Annotated in this window: 22 protein-coding genes and 1 tRNA gene; 3 read left to right on the top strand and 20 right to left on the bottom strand. The window is 38.0% G+C overall.

The window, feature by feature from the left end:
• Positions 1 to 10: 10 nt before the first annotated feature.
• From AN161_RS00810 to AN161_RS00800, 3 genes are all read right to left on the bottom strand, one after another.
• A complete protein-coding gene (locus AN161_RS00810; protein ID WP_053592472.1) occupies positions 11 to 700 on the bottom strand; it encodes a hypothetical protein in 690 nt (229 codons plus the stop codon).
• 29 nt (positions 701 to 729) lie between these two features.
• Entirely contained in the window at positions 730 to 963 is a 234-nt protein-coding gene (locus tag AN161_RS00805) for a helix-turn-helix transcriptional regulator (protein ID WP_053592471.1), read from the bottom strand.
• A 751-nt stretch (positions 964 to 1,714) separates the two neighbouring features.
• A complete protein-coding gene (locus AN161_RS00800; RefSeq protein WP_053592470.1) occupies positions 1,715 to 2,302 on the bottom strand; it encodes a hypothetical protein in 588 nt (195 codons plus the stop codon).
• Positions 2,303 to 3,365: 1,063 nt separating this feature from the next.
• Between AN161_RS00800 and AN161_RS00795 the strand changes: the two genes are divergently transcribed.
• Entirely contained in the window at positions 3,366 to 3,827 is a 462-nt protein-coding gene (locus tag AN161_RS00795) for a hypothetical protein (RefSeq protein ID WP_053592469.1), read from the top strand.
• A gap of 415 nt (positions 3,828 to 4,242) precedes the next feature.
• On the opposite strand, the gene AN161_RS00790 is transcribed toward AN161_RS00795, so the two are convergent.
• Entirely contained in the window at positions 4,243 to 4,491 is a 249-nt protein-coding gene (locus AN161_RS00790; protein WP_053592468.1) for a hypothetical protein, read from the bottom strand.
• Between the two features lie 132 nt (positions 4,492 to 4,623).
• On the opposite strand from AN161_RS00790, the gene AN161_RS00785 reads away from it, so the two are divergent.
• Entirely contained in the window at positions 4,624 to 4,854 is a 231-nt protein-coding gene (locus AN161_RS00785) for a DUF6471 domain-containing protein (RefSeq protein WP_053592467.1), read from the top strand.
• 185 nt (positions 4,855 to 5,039) lie between these two features.
• On the opposite strand, the gene AN161_RS00780 is transcribed toward AN161_RS00785, so the two are convergent.
• From AN161_RS00780 to AN161_RS00710, 16 genes are all read right to left on the bottom strand, one after another.
• On the bottom strand, positions 5,040 to 5,978 hold the full coding sequence (locus AN161_RS00780) for a DUF2806 domain-containing protein (RefSeq protein WP_053592466.1): 939 nt from the start codon (positions 5,976 to 5,978) through the stop codon (positions 5,040 to 5,042).
• A 792-nt stretch (positions 5,979 to 6,770) separates the two neighbouring features.
• Complete coding sequence (locus tag AN161_RS00775) at positions 6,771 to 7,763, bottom strand: tyrosine-type recombinase/integrase (RefSeq protein WP_053592465.1); 993 nt, start codon at positions 7,761 to 7,763, stop codon at positions 6,771 to 6,773.
• A 123-nt stretch (positions 7,764 to 7,886) separates the two neighbouring features.
• Positions 7,887 to 7,960, bottom strand: a tRNA-Arg gene (locus tag AN161_RS00770).
• A 489-nt stretch (positions 7,961 to 8,449) separates the two neighbouring features.
• The gene (locus AN161_RS00765; protein WP_053592464.1) at positions 8,450 to 9,151 is read right to left on the bottom strand and encodes a DUF2071 domain-containing protein; all 702 of its coding nucleotides are present in this window, start codon (positions 9,149 to 9,151) and stop codon (positions 8,450 to 8,452) included.
• Between the two features lie 61 nt (positions 9,152 to 9,212).
• Positions 9,213 to 9,386 (bottom strand): DUF2639 domain-containing protein, encoded by a 174-nt coding sequence (locus tag AN161_RS27180; protein ID WP_198926824.1) that lies wholly within the window; start codon positions 9,384 to 9,386, stop codon positions 9,213 to 9,215.
• 306 nt (positions 9,387 to 9,692) lie between these two features.
• The gene (locus AN161_RS00760) at positions 9,693 to 11,153 is read right to left on the bottom strand and encodes a protein adenylyltransferase SelO (RefSeq protein WP_053592463.1); all 1,461 of its coding nucleotides are present in this window, start codon (positions 11,151 to 11,153) and stop codon (positions 9,693 to 9,695) included.
• Positions 11,154 to 11,294: 141 nt separating this feature from the next.
• The gene (locus tag AN161_RS00755) at positions 11,295 to 11,798 is read right to left on the bottom strand and encodes a metallophosphoesterase (protein ID WP_053592462.1); all 504 of its coding nucleotides are present in this window, start codon (positions 11,796 to 11,798) and stop codon (positions 11,295 to 11,297) included.
• Between the two features lie 12 nt (positions 11,799 to 11,810).
• Positions 11,811 to 12,404 (bottom strand): XTP/dITP diphosphatase, encoded by a 594-nt coding sequence (locus AN161_RS00750; RefSeq protein WP_053592461.1) that lies wholly within the window; start codon positions 12,402 to 12,404, stop codon positions 11,811 to 11,813.
• Position 12,405: 1 nt separating this feature from the next.
• Complete coding sequence (rph, locus tag AN161_RS00745) at positions 12,406 to 13,155, bottom strand: ribonuclease PH (RefSeq protein WP_053592481.1); 750 nt, start codon at positions 13,153 to 13,155, stop codon at positions 12,406 to 12,408.
• Between the two features lie 133 nt (positions 13,156 to 13,288).
• Complete coding sequence (racE, locus tag AN161_RS00740; protein ID WP_053592460.1) at positions 13,289 to 14,086, bottom strand: glutamate racemase; 798 nt, start codon at positions 14,084 to 14,086, stop codon at positions 13,289 to 13,291.
• Between the two features lie 10 nt (positions 14,087 to 14,096).
• Positions 14,097 to 14,549 carry a MarR family transcriptional regulator gene (locus AN161_RS00735; protein ID WP_053484913.1) on the bottom strand — a complete coding sequence of 151 codons (453 nt, stop codon included), beginning with the start codon at positions 14,547 to 14,549 and terminating at the stop codon, positions 14,097 to 14,099.
• Between the two features lie 75 nt (positions 14,550 to 14,624).
• The gene (locus AN161_RS00730; RefSeq protein WP_004226437.1) at positions 14,625 to 14,846 is read right to left on the bottom strand and encodes a LuxR C-terminal-related transcriptional regulator; all 222 of its coding nucleotides are present in this window, start codon (positions 14,844 to 14,846) and stop codon (positions 14,625 to 14,627) included.
• A gap of 273 nt (positions 14,847 to 15,119) precedes the next feature.
• The gene (locus tag AN161_RS00725) at positions 15,120 to 15,578 is read right to left on the bottom strand and encodes a thioesterase family protein (protein WP_053592459.1); all 459 of its coding nucleotides are present in this window, start codon (positions 15,576 to 15,578) and stop codon (positions 15,120 to 15,122) included.
• A 488-nt stretch (positions 15,579 to 16,066) separates the two neighbouring features.
• On the bottom strand, positions 16,067 to 16,846 hold the full coding sequence (gene sdhB / locus AN161_RS00720; protein ID WP_053592458.1) for a succinate dehydrogenase iron-sulfur subunit: 780 nt from the start codon (positions 16,844 to 16,846) through the stop codon (positions 16,067 to 16,069).
• Between the two features lie 5 nt (positions 16,847 to 16,851).
• Positions 16,852 to 18,606: a succinate dehydrogenase flavoprotein subunit gene (gene sdhA / locus AN161_RS00715; protein WP_053592457.1), complete on the bottom strand. Its 1,755-nt coding sequence runs from the start codon at positions 18,604 to 18,606 to the stop codon at positions 16,852 to 16,854.
• Between the two features lie 66 nt (positions 18,607 to 18,672).
• Positions 18,673 to 19,281, bottom strand: coding sequence for a succinate dehydrogenase cytochrome b558 subunit (locus AN161_RS00710; protein ID WP_053592456.1), 609 nt, complete (start codon positions 19,279 to 19,281; stop codon positions 18,673 to 18,675).
• Between the two features lie 272 nt (positions 19,282 to 19,553).
• Between AN161_RS00710 and AN161_RS00705 the strand changes: the two genes are divergently transcribed.
• Positions 19,554 to 19,988, top strand: coding sequence for a YslB family protein (locus AN161_RS00705; RefSeq protein WP_053592455.1), 435 nt, complete (start codon positions 19,554 to 19,556; stop codon positions 19,986 to 19,988).
• The last annotated feature ends 286 nt before the right edge of the window (positions 19,989 to 20,274 follow it).

Raw genomic sequence — 20,274 nt, 5'->3', positions numbered from 1 at the left:
TACCAACTTTTTAAAAGGAATACACATTTTTCTTAAGTTGACAGCTATGGGCTCGGCGCTCGCCCGCGGAAAGCGAGTGGAATGCTTCGGAAAACAACAGTAGAGTCACAGTGCCAAATGAAAAAAGCGAGGCATTCAACGATTTAATCGTTGAATACCTCGCAATGTGAGAAGCTATGGACTTTTTCAGTGCCCTTGGATTCATGTATAGCGCTCCTTCAGACTCTGAAATGATACCTTCCTGGCAATAACGACTGAATAACTCGCGAGCACGTTTGCTACTAAGCCCCGTTAACTTTTCAAAGCCTTCGCGATTGATTACCTTGCCGTTGTCGTATTGCAATCGTCCGGTGTTCCATGCAATATATGTTCCAAGATACATTAATCGAGCGATGTCAGCGTTATTTAATGATGGGAAACGTTCAATTATTGTTCGTGACTGCTGAAAGAAGGCGAATACAAATCCTCCGTTTTCTTCTTCGTGGGAACCTAACGCCTGAATTGATTCAATAGCTCGGAATTTAGATTCTGTCATTTTTGGTACTAAGTCATGAGTAAATAGATCACCTAAGTATTCTCCTGTTTCTAAGCTGTAAGGCTTGCCGTCTTTTACTACATAGTTTTGTTTTTGTGCGATAGCCTTACGTCGTGTCGTTGGGTTTAATTGTACTAATTGTTTGCCTACTGATAATGCTGTCATGTCATATCTTCTCCTTTTCTGATTCCGTTTTATTTTTGTAAAGCGTCGGCTAGCGATTGAATTTCTTCGGTTGCTGCCGTGACTTGGCGACTCACTTCAAGTAAAGCCATTCCGGCCCGTATTGCTACTGATTGTAGAGTACGCTCGCCACGTTCGATAAAGCCGAGCATAACCGGCGTGATTCCGATACGTTTAGCGAGTTGTCCTTGTGTGATGCCGAATGCTTCACGATAATACTTAATCTGATTTGCAGTTAATGCCATTCCGATTACCTCCTTGTTAGTAATAAAATAACTACAAATTAAGCCAATTAAAAAAAGCCGCCCGAATGGACCGCTTGAATTTAAGTTATTTACTTCCTCAAACTATATAATGACTTATCGCATAAAATATGGCTTCCCTTGTATAGGTGTCTAAAACAACAAATAGTGTATTAGTGAATGAAAGTTTTTACTTCCTCATAAGGTATAGCCATGAAACAGTTAAAAACATGCCATATTTATATAAAAAAATACTAGAATTGTGTACACTCTCTGAATTTACGATTGCTGTCTCGTATCGGAGTTTAGTGATTCTCCGTACTCTTAAGCTAGATACGTTTTATATAAAATTATGGCTAAAACTCCCTACATATTGTATATGCCAATGTTTTATACAAAAAGGGCGGAAATACTCTCCTATAATGTATAACCAACAACTACGCTATTTTGTGACGAAGACTTCCCTTCATAATATATAGATAACTAAACGCCTAAAAGGTGAGTGTTATAGTGCCTTTCCCACCTATATAGCCAACTAAACGGCTAAAAGTGACCATTCGGTTGCTGAAAATTTTCAGTACCTTCTATAAGGTAAGGCTCAAAACATGGTAGCTGTGTGCAGCCTCCCTATAAAATCGTTCTATTTACCTATAATGTATAGCCATTAACCACCTAAAAACTCAACCTAACTAATCTTTGCGACCATCTAAAAAATCGCTATTCCACTATTAGACGGTATGACCGCAGTATGAAATTACTTCTTGTCATCATACGCCGTAGCCCAAGTCGTACCCCAAAACTCGCGAGAACGGCTGGTAGTAGTCGATTGAATATCATCAATATTTTGCGAAGTAACTCGTTTCTTACCGCCGATTTGCTGCCTTCTCTGCGATCGAGCTACTGTCTTTTCAAAATCGCTCGTATTTACGATATGTCGTTGGTCAGACTGTATCATCGCTTGTTCATCGGTCCAAAATCCATGCTCGTCGTTAAAATACATATCACGCGATAAATGAGAAGTGCCCTCCGCTTGTTTCTGTTCACGGCGCTTGATATTACGTAGGTACACGTTCTTTTTACTGCGGCAATTATCGGAGCATGTTACCGCTGAATTATTCTGCGACTTATCACGGAAATAATGGCCACAAGCACAACAGCGTCTTACTCGCTTTTCTGCAAAGATTTCTGGCTTATCTTCTTCAATGTCACGAATCAGCATTTCTTCGTCGTGGTACTCATCCAGATATTGCTCGATTAGTTCGCTCATAAATTCTATTGCTCCTGCCCCAGGATTAGCTTCGTACGCTAGCTCCTCGATAACTTGTCCTTTTTGAATTTTCATAATCACAACCCCTTCAAAAATTACCTGCCTTTTACGTCCCAAAATCGTAGAATTACCTGCCTTTTACGTCCCGTTGGACACCAACTTAAAAATACAATATGTAGTTATTTACGTAGTTAAAATGCTGTAAAATGAGCATATATCGTATGTTGAGTCACATCGAATGAACATCTTGTCTATCTTATCAGTAGTATTACGAAAGGATAGCGCCCAACATCAACGGTAAATAATATGTATCGGTAAAGTTTCCGTTTGGTTGGAACAACCATTTAAAACCTTTGCGTCCTCATTTTGCAAAGAACGCAAAATAATTCCGCATCTATCTATTACATTGATATTATTACAATCGCTAGATACCATCAATAATATATTGATATGGAGCGATAGCGACATAGAGGATTTATGCGTCAGCATAAAGACTCGTAATATCTTTTATCTTCTTAAACGCTAGTTCTCGTTAGATATAGTTCTTCTTATAGTCAATACGTATGGTGTCGGTGTTTACCGTGTTGATAACCGTTTACATGACGTAATATTTTAAAGATAGTAGTTTAGTTAAAAAGAAAGTAGTATAGTTCGTGTATCCGGTTTGGTACTGCTAAAGCGTATCTACTCTGATACCCCTAATTACCGCCAGAATGCCGTTCAGCCTTACTCGCTCTATACGTAAAGCCACTTTCGATATGCAATATTCGTGCCACCCTATCGTCAAATGGTGCGACGTCGCACTCTTCCCGAAAAACTTTCTTCTACTATATAACGCACACTACAACCTCCTATTTTTGGACAACTTATCGAAAAAATTTATTCTTACTGACTTAAACGTTCAATTCTCCTTTGTTTTAAGCGTTCTAGCCTTCGTATGATAAATACGTCGACTTGCGATTTAAAACCGTTTCTAGCCGCGTTTATAAAGGCGAAATGAAGGCACTATGCTCCACTCTTCATTAGTAAAGATTGTTTCAAAAGCCTTGTTAACTAAAATTCCTAATTGGTATTTTTGTTGTTTGGTATAATAAAATAAAAAATTCGTTAGAGGTGATGTAACACGGATACTTTACTATTGTTTTATAAAATATATCAAAATCAAAATGTTAAGGCTGTCGATTATATTAATTGGGCTTTCAGTATGTTGGAAAATAATTGTTCATCGTTTTCTTTAAATATCTTATCTTCCCTAAGAGAACCTCTTAATATTTTTGAGGTAGAGGATTACTTTGGAAGAGCGTTAAGTGAGCTGGAGTTGCAAGAACCTTCATATGAAGAGTGTGCTAGATATTACATTCTGCATTTATCTGAAAAAATACTACAAGATAAGAATAACGCTGTTGATATAGTCTATGATATAAATACGGTGATTCGAGATATTGATTACCCAGAAGACCTTGAAGAATGGTTCATCATAAGTGACATGATAGATGAGTTTCATTATGGCGGAAATAATTTTAAATTAACGAAGGATGAGCTAATTGCAACCATTATGAATGAAGCAAAAAGTCAGTTGAAAAATAATAAGAAAAACTAGGCGTTGGCGCACCTAGCTTTCAACGACCACTGTTGGCGCAATGATCTTTCGTATATTTGCTAAAGCCAGTTGGCGCTGACTCTATCGTGTATATTGCCCGTAATGTTGGCAGCAAAACGGACGACTCGACCCGTTGGCGCGAGTGAGTATTTATATTAAATGCGTAACAATTTGATGGATGCTTAATTCAGTCGCAATTGAATTTCTATAGGCGTTCGGTTTCTCTCTTTCTAAATCCGACTCGTTGGCGCAAGTAGGATTCAGCAATTTGGAAATCACGCGACGTCGAGCGTTTTAAACTTCATACATGTATTTACTGTATGAAATCCGGTATTTCGCTCTGCAACGCGTCGTACATGTATTCATGAATGTATATTTACATGTATCAATACCTGTATTTACTTGATATTACGTATTAAGCAATTTTAGCTGTTAGTAATCGTAAGTAGCCTCTCAGCATCTTCCTTCTTATATCTCCGCTGGTACATTTTAAAATGTCTGCAGCATCTTCGTAATCTAAGCTATAATCTTCATCGTCGATAAATAACGTGGCTTCACGATTATACTCACATGTAACAAGTTTAATATCCTCCTCTAAATGCGTTGTAACTATCGCTACCTCTGTATTTTCGTCTAAAGCTACGTTTTCAATTGTTTGATTCATCTGTAAAGGCCCCCTCTTTATTCTTTATGGTTTAAATTTAAACTAATTCGTTTAATAAGTCAATAACTTTACACGAAAGGGTTTAAAAATATTTACAAACGTGTTATTGTAGAGTAAAAAGGGGTGTTTTATATGAATATTAAAAACGAAATTAAGAGCTATTTAGCAGCTACTGGTATTACTATGACTGAACTTGTTGAAAGATTAAATAAGGATTTACCTGAGGATAAAAAGACGTCAGTACAAAACTTATCGAACAAATTGAGTCGTGGATCATTACGCTATGACGAGGCACATCAAATAGCTGTGGCAATTGGAAAGCGTATAGAATGGGTAGACAACAAAAAAGACGACGGCCAATAACGGCTATCGTCTTTCTTATTACTTCGGATTCTTTTTCGGAGCAGTAGGCATTCCGTATTTCTCCGTTTACTTACGAACGTTTTTTCACAAATTTCAATATATAAAATCCGCTCAGGAATAATAGCATGGATCCAACAAATACTACTATGTAGTTTTTTACATGTCATAAATGTTTGATAGAGTATTTATAGACCGGTAATTGGATAGATATTAATTGAGAAATCTTGTGAATTCTTCATCCCTAGTTCTCCTATACATGAAATAAAGAAATCATTATCAGGGTTAGATTGAATTACTTTTAATAATTGCGTACCGCTATATGTAATTTTATAAACTGGTATTTCAATAATTTTAGAGCTTTCCGATGTATTATAAAATGACGCAAAACGTTCTTCGTTACTCAGAGTTATTTTAAAATTAGGCTTCACATTAATCGAATATGTTAGCTCTGCAGTTGTAATCAGACCGCACTCCTCCATAACTAGTAAATCATCGTAATTTATTCCAACACTATCTAGTAGGTCACCCCCTCTGTAAATATGAGAAGTATTTCCATCAATTAATGCTATTTCCGATACTTTTTTGAATAATACCGCTTCATGCTGTGTTAAATTTTTTAACTTTTCAAGAGTTCTTAAACTAAATGTATTTGGTTGTTTAATTTCACCAGCTAATAATTTACCCCAAATTTCTTGCATATATTCATTACTAATATCTTCTATAGAGTTCATAAAACGCGTAATCCAATCTTTATCAACTGGATCTTCAGATACTTCATCAGTATTTTCTAATTCATCAAATGCAGTATTAATGACAGAATCAATATTCTGTTGTTTGAGAATTTCTTGATATATCATGCGTTCTCCAGCTCGTTTGAACAACTCTTCACTGTTAGTGGTATCAATCGAAATGTCACCATTTGAATAGTTTGTTGGTAGCATATTGTTTTGTACTAAAGCATCACTAATAAGTTTAATTTCATCAGCTTTTGCTTTTGCAGTTCTTCTTATATTAGTCGGTTCATAAATTTTACCTAAGCCACACGAAACAACTTCAATAAGTTTTGTTAATGGTTCAGAAAGCCCTACTAAATCACCAATATTAAATCCATTAGAACCTGTCAACGTAAATCCCGCCTTTTCATTTACTAAATATAAACATTAACAATTATATACAATATTAGTAACTAATAATAGTTTTCCATATCTATTATACGGATATTTCGAGATATAATTTAGTTTTAAGAACCGAAAGAAAACATTTGCAAATATAGATAAACAGAGAAATACAATTTCAATATGGTTTATTTTAAATTGTGTTGTATTTATTATACACTTGACAATCGCACCCAATAACTAGCAGAATGGCGCTCGCTCTAGGAAATCGGCTGAAACGTATTTACCTTATATCGCAAACCACGTAATAAAGTAGTAAGCGACATAAAGTAAATACGCAATAACTAGCGTCATGTGACGTCTGAGGTTACTCGTTGCCCTGTTCGTATCGGAATTTCTTCCGCTATGACCTCATACAATTACTGTCCTGTATGCGCGTATTAACGCATGGTCATAGTTGCCCTCTCCGTAAAGAGCCAGTAAACCTACCGCACCGTAAAGCCGTGCTCGCTATTCGTCGCTACGTTAACAGGGAAACGTGTATCTGCGATATAGCCGAATTCACTGCGTTGGCTCGGCGTAACCTGACGTGTTTTTTAATGACGCTTAACGGCTTCTCGTCAGTGAGCGTTCCTAAAAAAGACAATAGGAAAGCAAGCCTTTGCATTTTACTATTTTTCGAGGTAAAATGAAGGCATATCATCGCTCATATTAAGTTGTGAGTGAACACTATCGCTGGCAGGCAATTAGTGTTAATCGTGTTAAGTTAAAGTCTAGCGTTGGAGCGCTAGGCTTTTTCTTTTATCTAAATTCACGTAGCTTGTCCGCTATTTCTTCTGGATCTAAATGCAGATAACGAGCAGTTACAGCAAAGTCACTATGACCTAATGCCTTTGAAACTAGCGCTAAATCTCCGTTACTGCGTTTATAGATATCTTTGGCAAAACCTCTGCGAAGTGCGTGCGGATTTATATTCTCGATACCAAACTTCCGCTTATAATAATTCAAACGTTTAGCAATCGCATTAGACTTAGGCGACTCATCGTTAACGATACCTTTACCTTGTTGCGTTAGAAATACGAACTTATTCTCCAATCCCTTTTCTTCACGAATGATCATATTCTGATTGAACAAAACTTCGAATATTTTCTGCAACCGCATATCAAACGGCAATAATATAACTTTCCGATTCTTTAATAGTGCGCCATCAATACGGAGTAAACGATTCTCTAAATCCACATGGCGTTCTTCCAATGCAGATAATGTCGCAAGTCGGATACCCGTTTGATACATTGTTAATATCGCAGCAGCGTCCCTCAACTCAATAAAATTAGATAGGTCAAGCTGTCGCAGAACATTAAATACATCATCTTCCGTCGCACCAACCTTAATAGGCTCGTCCACGCGAATATTGATATTTCTCCAAAACATATCGTTAAGCCAACCATTATTAAAACACTTGCCAAGAAACGCGCAGAAACACTTCAAACGAACGCGCTTTGTCGTATCCTTCACTTTCATTTGCCCTAACCATTCATAAATGGCGTCAGCACCTATAGCAAGCAAGTATTCAACATCTGTCTTACGAACAAAATCGTTTACGTACGTTTTATAATCGTGAACAGTACGCTCACGCAATCCACTCGCTCGCATCTGTCTAACGATAATTTCTAACGCTTTTTCGATAGATAGCGCAGACTTCGGATTAACAACGATCGGGTTCTCGCTATCCTCCACGCTGAATATTCCGTTTAAATCCGTACCTACATTTAAACCGTTTCTTTTTTTAGACAACGCAAAAAAACCTCCTAACGTTTAGTTAGAAGGCGTTTCAATTTCCGCAGTTAGACCGCTTCATTGACCGCTATAAAACTACGCTAGAAGGTTGATTTGACGCGGTTTATACCGCAATAATGACGTCCCAGGAGGGATTCGAACCCCCGACCGACGGCTTAGAAGGCCGTTGCTCTATCCGGCTGAGCTACTGAGACATGATGTTATTTAAGACAATATTTATTATATGTTCTTTATACCATAATGTCAACATGAATTTTACTATGAAGGCAAGGTTTGCCTCATAATTAATATTATATGATTTCCTGTATCCCATTATGTCCCTTCTCAACCTCTATTTTTGTTAATCACAAGTGATTGGCAAAGGTATTGTGATCGCGTATGCACGAAATAGTGCCATTGTTGTAATTGACGATGTAAATATTAAATTAGGTCAACTATTAGGAATAGGATTTTCTAGGAAAGGGCCTATCTGCATTTTTTGTTCAAATAGATGTTACGTAAGAACAAGAAAATGTTTCTTTAAAGGAAAAAGCAATTGATCATTTTGGTACTATCCATATTTTAATTAATAATGTGGGAAAATTTCAACATAAATCTCTTTATGACGTAACATCGGATGAATGGAATGATATGATTCAAACAAATTTAAGGGAGGATCAATGAACAAAAGTAAACCAGATTCACTAAGATTTTTTGAATCTGGTTTCCACTACTGGCGGAAAAATTCTAGCTTTTTTACTCTTTGAATAATGAGCAATAGGTTGAATACCTTGTATAGATTCCTTCACAAATGGAGCTAGTGTGTTGCTTGCAATGTTAATGTGGACCCGTTGCAGCTGCCATGGCATATGGCTTATATCTATACGAGATAAGGCATTCTTCCATTTTGACCAAGAATGATAGCGTTCCACTAACCATTTTTCAAAGGGAGAACTAATTATTTCACTTGCAATCGGTTGATATGAAATCTTCAACCTTTCATCCAGTGCTCCATGATATAAACTTGTAAAAGAAAAATTGTTTCCTTTTTGTTTTAAAGATATTTTTGAATGGCGATATAATAGACTGCCCTTTGTAGCTATTTGTACAATAAAACGATTCGTAACATCTAAGTTAAAGAAATAGATACCTTTCATGCCGCTATATGTAACATATGTACGGACATTAAGCTGGAAATAGGAATCTATCCCAGGCAATGGTGGTAGAAATTTCAATCGTTGTCCTTTTACTTTAAAAAGGACAACACTAAGCCAAGCCTTATTTTCATAGAGATCTAGTTGCAACTCTTGCGGGATATACTGCTCTAACTCCTTCGGTGATACTGGCCAATGTAGAAACAACACATCTTGCCATATTTGCGTCATAATCCACGGTTTGCTCCACATAAAATAACTCCTCTCTGTAGTTAAATTCTTTCCTACAAAGGAGTTATTCAAACGAAAATGACTATTTTTGTTCTGAATCTAATGTATCCTTTTCAACATATCGGTAATATAAATTGCGCAATTCGGATTCTTTATAATTGCCTAAATGACTTTTATATTGTGGATGCACCAAAACACCATGATCTCGAAGCTGCTTGACGAACCAACCTTTTGAATACTTATGCACTTTACACATTCTCCTTCATTTATATTCATACATAGCGTATGCTCAGGAATTTGTGTAGTGACAACTTTTATAAAAATAAAAAACGAAGAAAATATCCTTCGCTTTCATGTTAGTGAAAAACTATTACGTCAATGAAATAAAGTGTCATATTAAAGTATGGCTCTTCGGCAAAACGATTTCTGTGCGAAAGCAACAAAAGTGGAGAAATCGCTCGACGCTCGCCCATAGGAAAGCAAGTAGCCTGGAACGGAAATCACCCTCGATTATAGCGCCTCAACATTCACAAAGGTTTCCTTTGCCCTTATGCTTTTCAACTTATGTGCCGCAAAAAGTTCGATATGGTTGATTAGATGGTGTTGGTAATGTCGCATAGTCCAGCTGCTTCTTAGTATGTGCAAAAGGATGAGCAAGGGCATTCAGTAATCGCTCCATTACACTGTAGTCTCCATGCTCAACAGCAGCCTCTAATGCTTCTTCTACACGGTGATTTCGTGGAATTACGGCTGGATTTTGATCTCGCATTAATTGTTGAGACATGTCTTTTGTTTCCTGTTGTCTTTCTAGTCTTGCAAGCCATTTTTTATGCCATTCTTTAAATTCTTTTGTACTAAATAACGTTGATTCATCAAATTTATCGAAGGTTAATGCGATAAATGTGTTCGTATAGTCTGCCTGATATTGCTGCATTAACTTTAGGAGCTCTTCAATTAGTTCTGTATCCTGTTCTTCATCATTAAACATCCCAAGCTTTGCTCGCATACCTGCTAACCAATTTGCATAATACAACTGAGGATATTGTTGTAGTGCCTCTTGAGCTATGTTTATGGCGTCTTCCTGATCTTCATGGATTAACGGCAATAATGATTCAGCAAGTCGTGTTAAATTCCACCCTCCGATATTAGGCTGGTTACCGTAAGCATAACGACCTTGTCGATCAATAGAGCTAAATACTGTCGCTGGATCATAAGCATCCATGAAAGCGCAAGGGCCATAATCAATCGTCTCACCACTAATGGTCATATTATCTGTGTTCATGACACCATGAATAAAACCGATTAGCTGCCATTTTGCAATAAGAGACGCCTGTTTCTTAATGACTTCCTGAAGTAGAGATAGATAACGATTTTGAGCTTCATTAGCATTTGGAAAATGACGTTCCAAAGCATAATCTGCCAAAGCTTTTAGCTCCTCCTCAGTGCCCCAGTTTGCTGCATATTGGAAAGTTCCAACTCGCAAATGACTGCTTGCAATACGAGTTAAAATAGCACCTGGAAGTTCGGTTTCGCGGATGATAGTTTCACCTGTAGTCACGACAGCTAAACTTCGAGAGGTTGGAATGTTGAGTGCATGCATGGCTTCACTAATAATATATTCACGTAGCATTGGACCAAGTGATGCTCTGCCATCTCCACCACGGGAATAAGGGGTTCTTCCTGAGCCTTTAAGCGCGATATCAAACCGTTCATGATTTGGTGTTATTTGTTCACCTAGTAACAGTGCTCTTCCGTCTCCTAGCATATTAAAATGACCAAATTGATGCCCTGCGTAAGCTTGTGCAATGGGCGTGCCACCAGCTGGGCTATTGTTACCCGCAAATATTGCTGTCGCTTCTTCGCTTTGCAGAGCATTGATGTTTAATCCAAGCGACTTTGCGACTGGTTCATTTAGCATGATCAATTTTGGTGAGAGAACGGGATTTAAAGTGAGTGATGTAAAAAAAATGCTTGGGAGGCGGGCATAGCTATTATCAAAATTCCATCCAATTGTATTTTCCATGTTTTCTCCTTTGTTACGTTTATCTTTATTTTTTCTCCTTAATCAAAAACAATTCATAGCCATTTTTACCATACAGTCTTTTTACATTTATATAAAACAAAAACGCTTTGAGTTTCTAAAAACTTAAGCGTTTTTGTTACATCATTTTCGCATAAACTTGTGAGTGGAAATAAAGTGATTATCATCCGTTAAGAAATTTACTTCAAAATACGTATCTTCAATCTCTACAAGGGCAAAGCTTTTTTCTTTACGACCACGTGGTTTTAATAAGCTCCCAGGATTTAAAAATAACACATCATTAATCATTTCAGCACCAAGAATATGCGAGTGACCAAAGCACGCAATTTGCGCGTCTACCTCTTTGGCACGATATGATAATGACAAGATTGAAGTTTTAACATTGAATAAATGACCATGTGTGACAAAGATTGTAGCGTCCTCTAAATCAAATACTACTTCATCAGGGTAGGCTTTATCGATGTCACAATTTCCTCTTACTTTCTTCATGCCCTCCAATGCTTTATGGGAGAAAGGAAGCTCACTATCTCCACAATGAATCAAAGCATCGACGTTTGGGTAAAAGCTACGAACTTTTTCAATCACATTACTATCGCCATGTGTATCACTCATGACCAGTAATTGCATGGATATCACCTCTTATTTTATAAGATTTGGCAATTGTTCCTTCAACTTACGAATTGCATTCCCGCGGTGGGAAATTGCTCCCTTTTCATCGGCTGTTAGCTCAGCCATCATACGGTTTAAGCTTGGGACAAAGAAAACTGGATCATAACCAAATCCATTTGAACCACGTTTTTCGTGTGCAATGACACCTTCACAAGTACCAAAAACAGTTGTCGTTTCAAAGTCAGGACCTGCAATAGCGATGCAACAGCAGAAGCGTGCTGTACGTTTTTCTTCTTCGACATTTTTTAGGTTTTCTAACAGCTTAACCATATTTGCATCATCATCATGATCACCAGCATAACGTGCAGAATAAACACCTGGCTCACCATTCAATGCGTCAACTGCTAAGCCACTATCATCAGCAATAACAATTGTGCCAAGTTCTTTTGCTAATGTTTCCGCCTTTAAGATTGCATTTTCCTCAAAGGTAGTGCCTGTTTCTTCAATCTCCATCTCTGGGGCAACATCAAACATCGTTACTACTTCATAGCCAAGTGGTCCAAATAATGCTTCGAAATCTTTTGCTTTCCCTTTATTTTTAGTTGCAATGACTACTTGTTTCATGTTATTCAATTCCTCCCACTTTGTTAGCCAATTCACCTAGTGTCTCTTTTTGAAGTGCAATCAATTGTTGAATACCCTGTTCACCTAACGCCAGTAGTTCATTTAATTCTTCACGAGAAAAAGTTGCTTCTTCGCCTGTCCCTTGCAGTTCAACAAATTGACCTGCTCCTGTCATGACGATATTCATATCTACGGCAGCAGCGACATCTTCAACGTAGTTTAAGTCTAAAATTGCCCCCTGATCCTCTACAATTCCAACACTTGTTGCAGCTAAATAGTCTGTCACTGGGAATTTTTTTAGTTGTTTTTCTTCTGCAAGTTTGGCAATTGCCTGTGTCATCGCTACAAAAGCTCCTGTAATAGAGGCTGTACGTGTGCCTCCATCTGCTTGAATCACATCACAATCAATCCATACAGTACGCTCACCAAGTGCTTCTAGGTCAACGACAGCACGTAATGCACGGCCAATTAAACGTTGGATTTCCATTGTACGGCCATTGACTTTGCCACGAGATGATTCGCGTGCTGTACGCTGTGCTGTTGCACGAGGTAGCATCGAGTATTCTGCAGTGATCCAACCTTTGCCTTGTCCACGTAAAAAACCAGGAACCTTATCCTCAATCGTTGCCGTACAAATTACTTTTGTATTGCCTACTTGAATTAAAACTGAGCCTTCTGGGTGCAATAGATACTCACTATCTATTTTCACGGGACGCAGTGCATCTACATTTCTTCCATCAAATCTTGTCATCATTTTTCGTTCCTCCTAAAAACTTTCGCGCACTCATCTTAACATAATTTTAACCTTCAAAAAAGTGCTCGGTCTGTTATGAATAATGCTAAAAACGGCAAAAATCAGCCTAGCCAATAGCTAAGCTGATTTTTTATTTTAATGTAATACGTTTTATATTGAGAGTACCTTGCTCAAGCCAATTTTCAGCTATTGAACGGAAAATTGGAACAGAGCCAGTTGCATAAAATCTATGAGCAGGCACTGCGTCTGGGTCAGCCAAAGTGCCATTATATGCAAGCATTTCTTGAACATCCTTTGCTGTTTCCTCTGCTGAAGACAACACAAAAACATTTTCTCCAACAACAGCTTCAATATGTTTTTGCAGTATTGGATAATGCGTACATCCTAGTATGACCGTATCAAATTGTTCATTATTCAACGGCTCTAAGCCTTCTGCAATTAATTTATTTGCAAATTCACCTTTATATTCGCCACTTTCTACAAGTGGTACGAATGTTGGACAAGCCAATGGAATAATATGTGTTGACGTATTCAGTGACAGTAAGGCTTCCTCATACGCCCCACTTCTAATTGTTCCTTCTGTTGCAAGCACAACGACTTCATGTCGCTTCGTTTTCTTTACAGCTGCACGTGCGCCAGCATTAATAACGCCTAGTACCGGAAAAGGCATATTTCTTTGTAAACTTTCGAGTGCTACTGCAGTCGCTGTATTACAAGCAATGACGAGCATCTTGATATTCATTTTTTCTAGTGCTTTTGCCATTTGCCAAGTGAAATTTCGTACTTCTTGACGAGTTCTCGGACCATATGGACATCTTGCTGTATCACCAATATAATAAATCGTTTCGTTTGGTAATCGCTTCATTATTTCTTTTGCTACGGTTAAACCGCCTACTCCTGAATCAATAACGCCTATCGGGGCATTCATACTTTCCGCCTCAATCCTGTTTCATGTGTACATGTAGTTTTTCTAAATAGCTTGATAATTGCGCGACTTCTTGTTCGTTAAAACCAACAAGCTTCTCTTGCAAATATTGCTGTCTTTTTTCAATAACCTCTTGAATAATACGTTCGCCCTTCTCGAGAAGATGAACAACAACGACACGACGATCATTTTCGTCACGCACACGCTTGACTAATTCATTTTTCTCCATGCGGTCCACTAAATCTGTTGTTGTACTAAAAGCTAAGTATAATCGGTTTGACAAGTCGCCAATTGTTATATCTCCAAGCTCTTCTAACCACTGTAATGCAACAAATTGTGGCGGCGTAATCGCATATTGTGAAACAATCTCTCTTCCTTTTTGCTTCACAATCGCCGCTATATAGCGTAATTCCTTTTCAACCGTTGCAACGGTTTCAGGTGAGTGCTTTGTTACTTCATCCGACATATAACTATTTCACTCCTAAAAATACGTTGAATAGTTCTATTTTGTCGTTTTTTTTCTGAAATAGCAAGTGTCCATTTAGTCTAATTTGAATTCTTCCAAGCGTAACAGCTCAATTAACGCCTGAGATCGATTAGTTACACCTAACTTTTGAATTGTATTGGAAATGTGATTTCGCACTGTTTTTTCACTAATACCAAGTTGCTCTGCAATATCCCTCGTTGTTTTTTCAGCTAATAAAAGCGCAAATATTTCACGTTCTCGGTTCGTTAACAGAGAACGATGATGAGAGCCATTCATTTTCAGTTACACCCTCCTCCCCCGCACGTATTGTAACTTATGTTAAGGAATGAGGAGCGGTGACGGCTAATTTCATGAATATCACGTGTTTCCTTAATAAATTCGGAAATTGCTTCCATAAATTAATGAATTTTATGTAAAAATGCAATTTCAACTGTCGAAATCATTGTTTACATTCACTTCGCCGAGAAATCTTTCCACAATCATGCCGAAAAAAATCACTGTCACTAATTTTGTTACAGCACAAATAACTTTCGCACTCTATTTCCAATACTATATGAACACCAGGTTTGCTAAGTGATTCTTCGCTTCTTCAGATAAAGGTACACTTCTCCCAGTTCGAGGGTCCATTTGCACAATCGTGCCACGGCCAGTAAAGCAAACCTCATCGTTTTGATTTTTCGCTAAGTAATGAATATCCATCGATGAATTTCCTACTTTCGCTATCTTCGTATAAATTCTTAGTACATCATCAAAGAAAACCTGCTTCACGTAATCGCACTGTAAGTCGGCTACTATCGGAATTCCATCAACATTTTCATCAATTGCTGGTGGCATTAGAATTCCTAAATGGCGGAAATAATCGATTCGTGCCTGTTCAAAATATGTAAAGCTAACTGTATTGTTCATATGACCATACATATCCGTTTCTGAAAAACGTACACGTACCTCAATATAAAATAAAAAATCCTTTGTCCATTCGTGAAAATCTCCGATATAAGTTGCTTTCATCTTAGCCATCCCCCTAATTTTCATTCGCTTCTTCCTAAAACTACATACGGAATTCGCGAGTCATTAATGAATACATATTCATTATAAAGGAAAATACTATATTATCATAGAAAATACAGGCTTTCACTCGATTTATTTACAAATTCCCTTGTTTTTCATATCACTCAACTATTCCAATTCTTTTGAGTAATAGGCTCTTTTTAAGCTGTATTGAAAGCACAATACTTCTTTTAGTTTATTAATCTTGGCTCTTCAGCAAAATATGTACTTGACTACATATTTCATTCAGATAGGACGCTTCCCGCGGGCGTGGTCTGAGCCCTTGTCGCTCATACTTCGCTTCATAAGCTTTCATACCAACCTACTTTCAAGAACAGATTTTAGTATGGAGCCTTAATTGAGCACTCCCTAAATTATTCAATACATTATATAGAAAAAACTCCCTCACACAGTTAGTGTAAGGGAGTTTGGGAGTAAAGCTTGTACTATTAGTCAACGTAGTGGTCAGAACCGAAGAAGTTACGGAACATTTGCACTGAAGTTGCACGGTTTAATGATGCGATAGATGTTGTTAAAGGAATACCTTTTGGACAAGCAGCTACACAGTTTTGTGAGTTACCGCAGTTTGCAAGGCCTCCATCACCCATGATTGCATTTAAACGTTCGTCTTTAATCATTGCACCAGTTGGGTGAGTGTTGAATAGACGTACTTGTGATAATGGTGCTGGCCCGATGAATGAAGCTTTCTCAGACACGTTTGGACATGCTTCCATACATACACCACAAGTCATACATTTAGATAATTCATAAGCCCATTGACGTTTACCTTCTGGCATACGTGGACCCTCACCTAAATCATAAGTACCATCGATTGGAACCCATGCTTTAACTTTTTTAAGTGCATTGAACATACGTTCACGGTCAACTTGTAAGTCACGAATAACTGGGAAAGTTTTCATAGGCTCAAGTTTAACTGGCTCAGTCAATTGGTCAACAAGAGTTGAACATGATTGACGTGGGCGGCCATTGATAACCATTGAACATGCACCACAAACTTCTTCAAGACAGTTCATATCCCATGCTACTGGAGTAGTGTTTTCACCATTTTCAGTAACAGGATTTTTTTGAATTTCCATTAAAATAGAAATTACGTTCATACCATGACGGTAAGGCACTTGGAATTTTTGCCAGTAGCCATTGCCGCCTTTTGTATCTTGACGTAAAATTTCAACTTTTACCATTCTTCCAGTATTAGCTGCGATATTCATAATTCTTAGTCTCCTTTCGCAGAGTAATCACGTTTACGTGGTGGAATTAATGAAACGTCGACTTCTTGATACGTGATGACTGGATTACCAGTAGTTGGGTCAAACTTCGCTATTGTTGTTTTTAAGAAGTTCTCATCATCACGGTTCGGGAAATCTGGCTTGTAGTGTGCACCACGAGATTCGTTACGTAATAATGCACCTTTTGTCATTACTTTCGCTAGATAAATCATATTTTTCAACTGACGCGTAAAGTGAGCACCTTGGTTACTCCATTTTTGTGTATCGTTGATGTTAATGTTTTCCCAACGTTTTTGGAATTCCTCAAGTTTGTTAAATGTATCTTCAAGTTGGTCGTTGTAACGTACTACTGTCATAGTAGCAGTCATCATTTCACCAAGCTCTTTATGAAGTAAGTAAGCGTTTTCTGTGCCATCCATTTTCATGATAGCATCCCATTTAGCTTGTTCTTCTTTAACGCGAGCATCGAATACTTCTTGTGGAAGATCTTCAGCATGCTTTTTAAGATGTTTAACGTAATCTACAGCGTTTGGTCCAGCAACCATACCGCCATAGATAGCAGATAATAATGAGTTCGCACCAAGACGGTTTGCACCATGTTGAGAATAATCACATTCACCTGCTGCAAATAGACCAGGAATTTCAGTCATTTGGTTGTAGTCAACCCATAATCCACCCATTGAGTAGTGAACTGCCGGGAAGATTTTCATTGGTAATTTACGTGGGTCATCCCCTACGAATTTTTCGTAGATCTCGATGATACCACCTAGTTTAACGTCTAATTCGTGTGGATCTTTATGAGAAAGATCTAGGTATACCATGTTTTCGCCGTTGATACCAAGTTTTTGGTTTACACAAACGTCGAAAATTTCACGTGTTGCAATATCACGTGGTACTAAGTTACCATATGCAGGGTATTTCTCTTCTAAGAAGTACCAAGGCTTACCGTCTTTATACGTCCAAATACGGCCACCTTCACCACGAGCTGATTCTGACATTAGACGGTTTTTGTCATCTCCAGGAATCGCTGTTGGGTGAATTTGGATGAACTCACCATTCGCGTATGAGGCACCTTGTTGGTAAACGATAGAAGCAGCAGAACCTGTATTAATAACAGAGTTTGTTGTTTTACCGAAGATAATACCAGGGCCACCAGTCGCCATAATAACAGCGTCTGCACGGAATGATTTGATTTCTTCTGTACGCATATCTTGCGCTACGATACCACGACAAACGCCGTCAGGATCGACTACTGCACCAAGGAATTCCCAGTGCTCATATTTGTTCACTAAACCAGCTACTTCGTGAGAACGAACTTGCTCGTCTAGTGCGTATAGTAATTGCTGACCAGTTGTTGCACCAGAGAAGGCTGTACGGTGCATTAAAGTACCACCGAAACGACGGAAGTCAAGAAGACCTTCTGGTGTACGGTTGAACATTACCCCCATACGGTCCATTAAGTGAATAATTCCAGGGGCTGCATCACACATACCCTTAACTGGTGGTTGGTTCGCTAAGAAGTCCCCACCGTATACTGTATCATCAAAGTGGATCCAAGGAGAATCCCCTTCACCTTTTGTATTTACCGCACCATTAATTCCGCCCTGCGCACATACAGAGTGTGAGCGTTTTACAGGAACTAATGAGAATAAATCAACTTCAGTGCCAACTTCAGCTGCTTTAATCGTTGCCATCAGACCAGCTAGACCGCCGCCGACAACAATTACTTTGCTTTTCGCCATGATTATTTCTCACTCCTCTTAAAAAATTGCAATGATTGCATGCGCTCTATAGTAGCTTCTATTAAATTATACGAAAGCTAAAATAGCAGCCACACCAACTACACTTAGAATTACGAAAATAATGTTTGTTACATAAGTAGCAATCTTTTGAGACTGAGGAGATTGTGTAATACCCCAGCTTACTAGGAATGCCCATAAACCGTTTGATAAGTGGAAAGTTGCTGATATAATACCAACAATGTAGAATCCAAGCATGAATGGATTAGAAACGATATCTGCCATCATGTCGTAATCAACTTCTGTACCAAGCGCTTTTTGAATACGAGTTTGGAAAATATGCCATGCAATGAAGATCACTAAGAATACACCAGTGAAACGTTGTAATGAGTACATCCAGTTACGGTATGTGCTGAAACGTCCTGTATTTGGTGTAGCAGTGAATGCAATGTAGACACCATAAAATGCGTGGAACATTAATGGAATATAGATGACAATCCATTCAACTAGGATAAGGAATGGAATCTTTTCCATTACTGCGGTAGCATCGTTGTAACTTTCTGCTCCGCCTGTTGCTGTAAAGTTAATGAACAGGTGCATCGTTAAAAACAGACCTACTGGAATGATACCAAGTAGAGAATGTAAGCGACGCCATAAAAACTCTCGATCTTTCGACAAGACTGTTACCCCCCTTAGTACTTAAAATAGCACAACAAAAGAAGTCATCATTTTGTAACTGATACTTCATTGACTGTGTATTTCATCATGGTACAATATTATGACATGTTTATTGTACTCTCAAGAGCTACGAGCGTCAAGGCAACTAGGAGTTTTTCGCAATCCTTATTAAAGAAAGAATCTAGTACATGACGCATCGTTTTTTCTCGAAAAACCTATCTTTACTTTATAAGCGTTAAATTTTAAGAAAATTCTAAGAAAGAAGGATTTCAATGTTAAACACTCCATCTCCTACAATCTCAGCATTTGGCTATGAGATAATTCGCGATTATATTTTATCTTCCATTCTTGGTAAACATGAAGGTGATGTCCTTTATTGGGCAGGAAAAGACCTAGCACGGAAGTTCCCATGTAAAAGTCAAGATGAACTTATCGCATTTTTCGCAGATGCCTGTTGGGGTAATTTAGAGCTTATCAAAGAATCGAAGGATGGACGTATATTCCAGTTGACAAATGATCCAGAACTGTTACAAATCGGTCTTCGTAGCTTTAGACTTGAAGCAGGATTTATAGCTGAGCAAATTCAACAAGCAAAAGGTTATTTAACAGAATGCTATGATGAAAAACGTGAAAAGCAACAGAACGTTATGTTTACAGTGAAATGGGACGTCAAAGAACGAATTATGAATACTGTTCCTTCTGAATAAAATGAAAAGGATTGTCGTTCCAAATTTATGGATGACAATCCTTTTCTAATGTTGAAAAACAAAATGGTCATGGAAATTTTTGAGTATGTTGTGGCGCTTTAGATGAGGTTGGTTTCCGTTCCAGGCTACTCGCTTTCATTGCGGGAAGCTTTGCTCTGCGACGAAAGCGAAGCGACAGGAGCACTCGAGTAGCCTTCCACTCCAATCAACGATAGCGTAGAACTAACACTATGGCTATTCACCATAATCGAACAGAAAAGACTTATAACAGTGACGCGATTGTACA

Origin of the sequence: Lysinibacillus sp. FJAT-14222 (assembly GCF_001278875.1) — a bacterium.
In the GTDB taxonomy this organism is placed as follows: domain Bacteria; phylum Bacillota; class Bacilli; order Bacillales_A; family Planococcaceae; genus Lysinibacillus; species Lysinibacillus agricola.
This window is presented reverse-complemented; position numbering and strand designations above follow the sequence as displayed.

What these genes read in the sequence shown, in the direction of transcription:
- AN161_RS00805 (WP_053592471.1), bottom strand. Translation starts at nt 963, where the DNA reads ATGGCATTAACTGCAAATCAGATTAAGTATTATCGTGAAGCATTCGGC.
- AN161_RS00755 (WP_053592462.1), bottom strand. Translation starts at nt 11,798, where the DNA reads ATGCAATTACTGGTCATGAGTGATACACATGGCGATAGTAATGTGATT.
- AN161_RS00785 (WP_053592467.1), top strand. Translation starts at nt 4,624, where the DNA reads ATGAATATTAAAAACGAAATTAAGAGCTATTTAGCAGCTACTGGTATT.
- AN161_RS00730 (WP_004226437.1), bottom strand. Translation starts at nt 14,846, where the DNA reads ATGAATGGCTCTCATCATCGTTCTCTGTTAACGAACCGAGAACGTGAA.
- AN161_RS00705 (WP_053592455.1), top strand. Translation starts at nt 19,554, where the DNA reads ATGTTAAACACTCCATCTCCTACAATCTCAGCATTTGGCTATGAGATA.
- AN161_RS00735 (WP_053484913.1), bottom strand. Translation starts at nt 14,549, where the DNA reads ATGTCGGATGAAGTAACAAAGCACTCACCTGAAACCGTTGCAACGGTT.
- AN161_RS27180 (WP_198926824.1), bottom strand. Translation starts at nt 9,386, where the DNA reads ATGTGTAAAGTGCATAAGTATTCAAAAGGTTGGTTCGTCAAGCAGCTT.
- AN161_RS00765 (WP_053592464.1), bottom strand. Translation starts at nt 9,151, where the DNA reads ATGTGGAGCAAACCGTGGATTATGACGCAAATATGGCAAGATGTGTTG.
- AN161_RS00790 (WP_053592468.1), bottom strand. Translation starts at nt 4,491, where the DNA reads ATGAATCAAACAATTGAAAACGTAGCTTTAGACGAAAATACAGAGGTA.
- sdhA (WP_053592457.1), bottom strand. Translation starts at nt 18,606, where the DNA reads ATGGCGAAAAGCAAAGTAATTGTTGTCGGCGGCGGTCTAGCTGGTCTG.
- sdhB (WP_053592458.1), bottom strand. Translation starts at nt 16,846, where the DNA reads ATGAATATCGCAGCTAATACTGGAAGAATGGTAAAAGTTGAAATTTTA.
- AN161_RS00760 (WP_053592463.1), bottom strand. Translation starts at nt 11,153, where the DNA reads ATGGAAAATACAATTGGATGGAATTTTGATAATAGCTATGCCCGCCTC.
- AN161_RS00750 (WP_053592461.1), bottom strand. Translation starts at nt 12,404, where the DNA reads ATGAAACAAGTAGTCATTGCAACTAAAAATAAAGGGAAAGCAAAAGAT.
- racE (WP_053592460.1), bottom strand. Translation starts at nt 14,086, where the DNA reads ATGAATGCCCCGATAGGCGTTATTGATTCAGGAGTAGGCGGTTTAACC.
- AN161_RS00725 (WP_053592459.1), bottom strand. Translation starts at nt 15,578, where the DNA reads ATGAAAGCAACTTATATCGGAGATTTTCACGAATGGACAAAGGATTTT.
- rph (WP_053592481.1), bottom strand. Translation starts at nt 13,155, where the DNA reads ATGACAAGATTTGATGGAAGAAATGTAGATGCACTGCGTCCCGTGAAA.
- AN161_RS00810 (WP_053592472.1), bottom strand. Translation starts at nt 700, where the DNA reads ATGACAGCATTATCAGTAGGCAAACAATTAGTACAATTAAACCCAACG.
- AN161_RS00800 (WP_053592470.1), bottom strand. Translation starts at nt 2,302, where the DNA reads ATGAAAATTCAAAAAGGACAAGTTATCGAGGAGCTAGCGTACGAAGCT.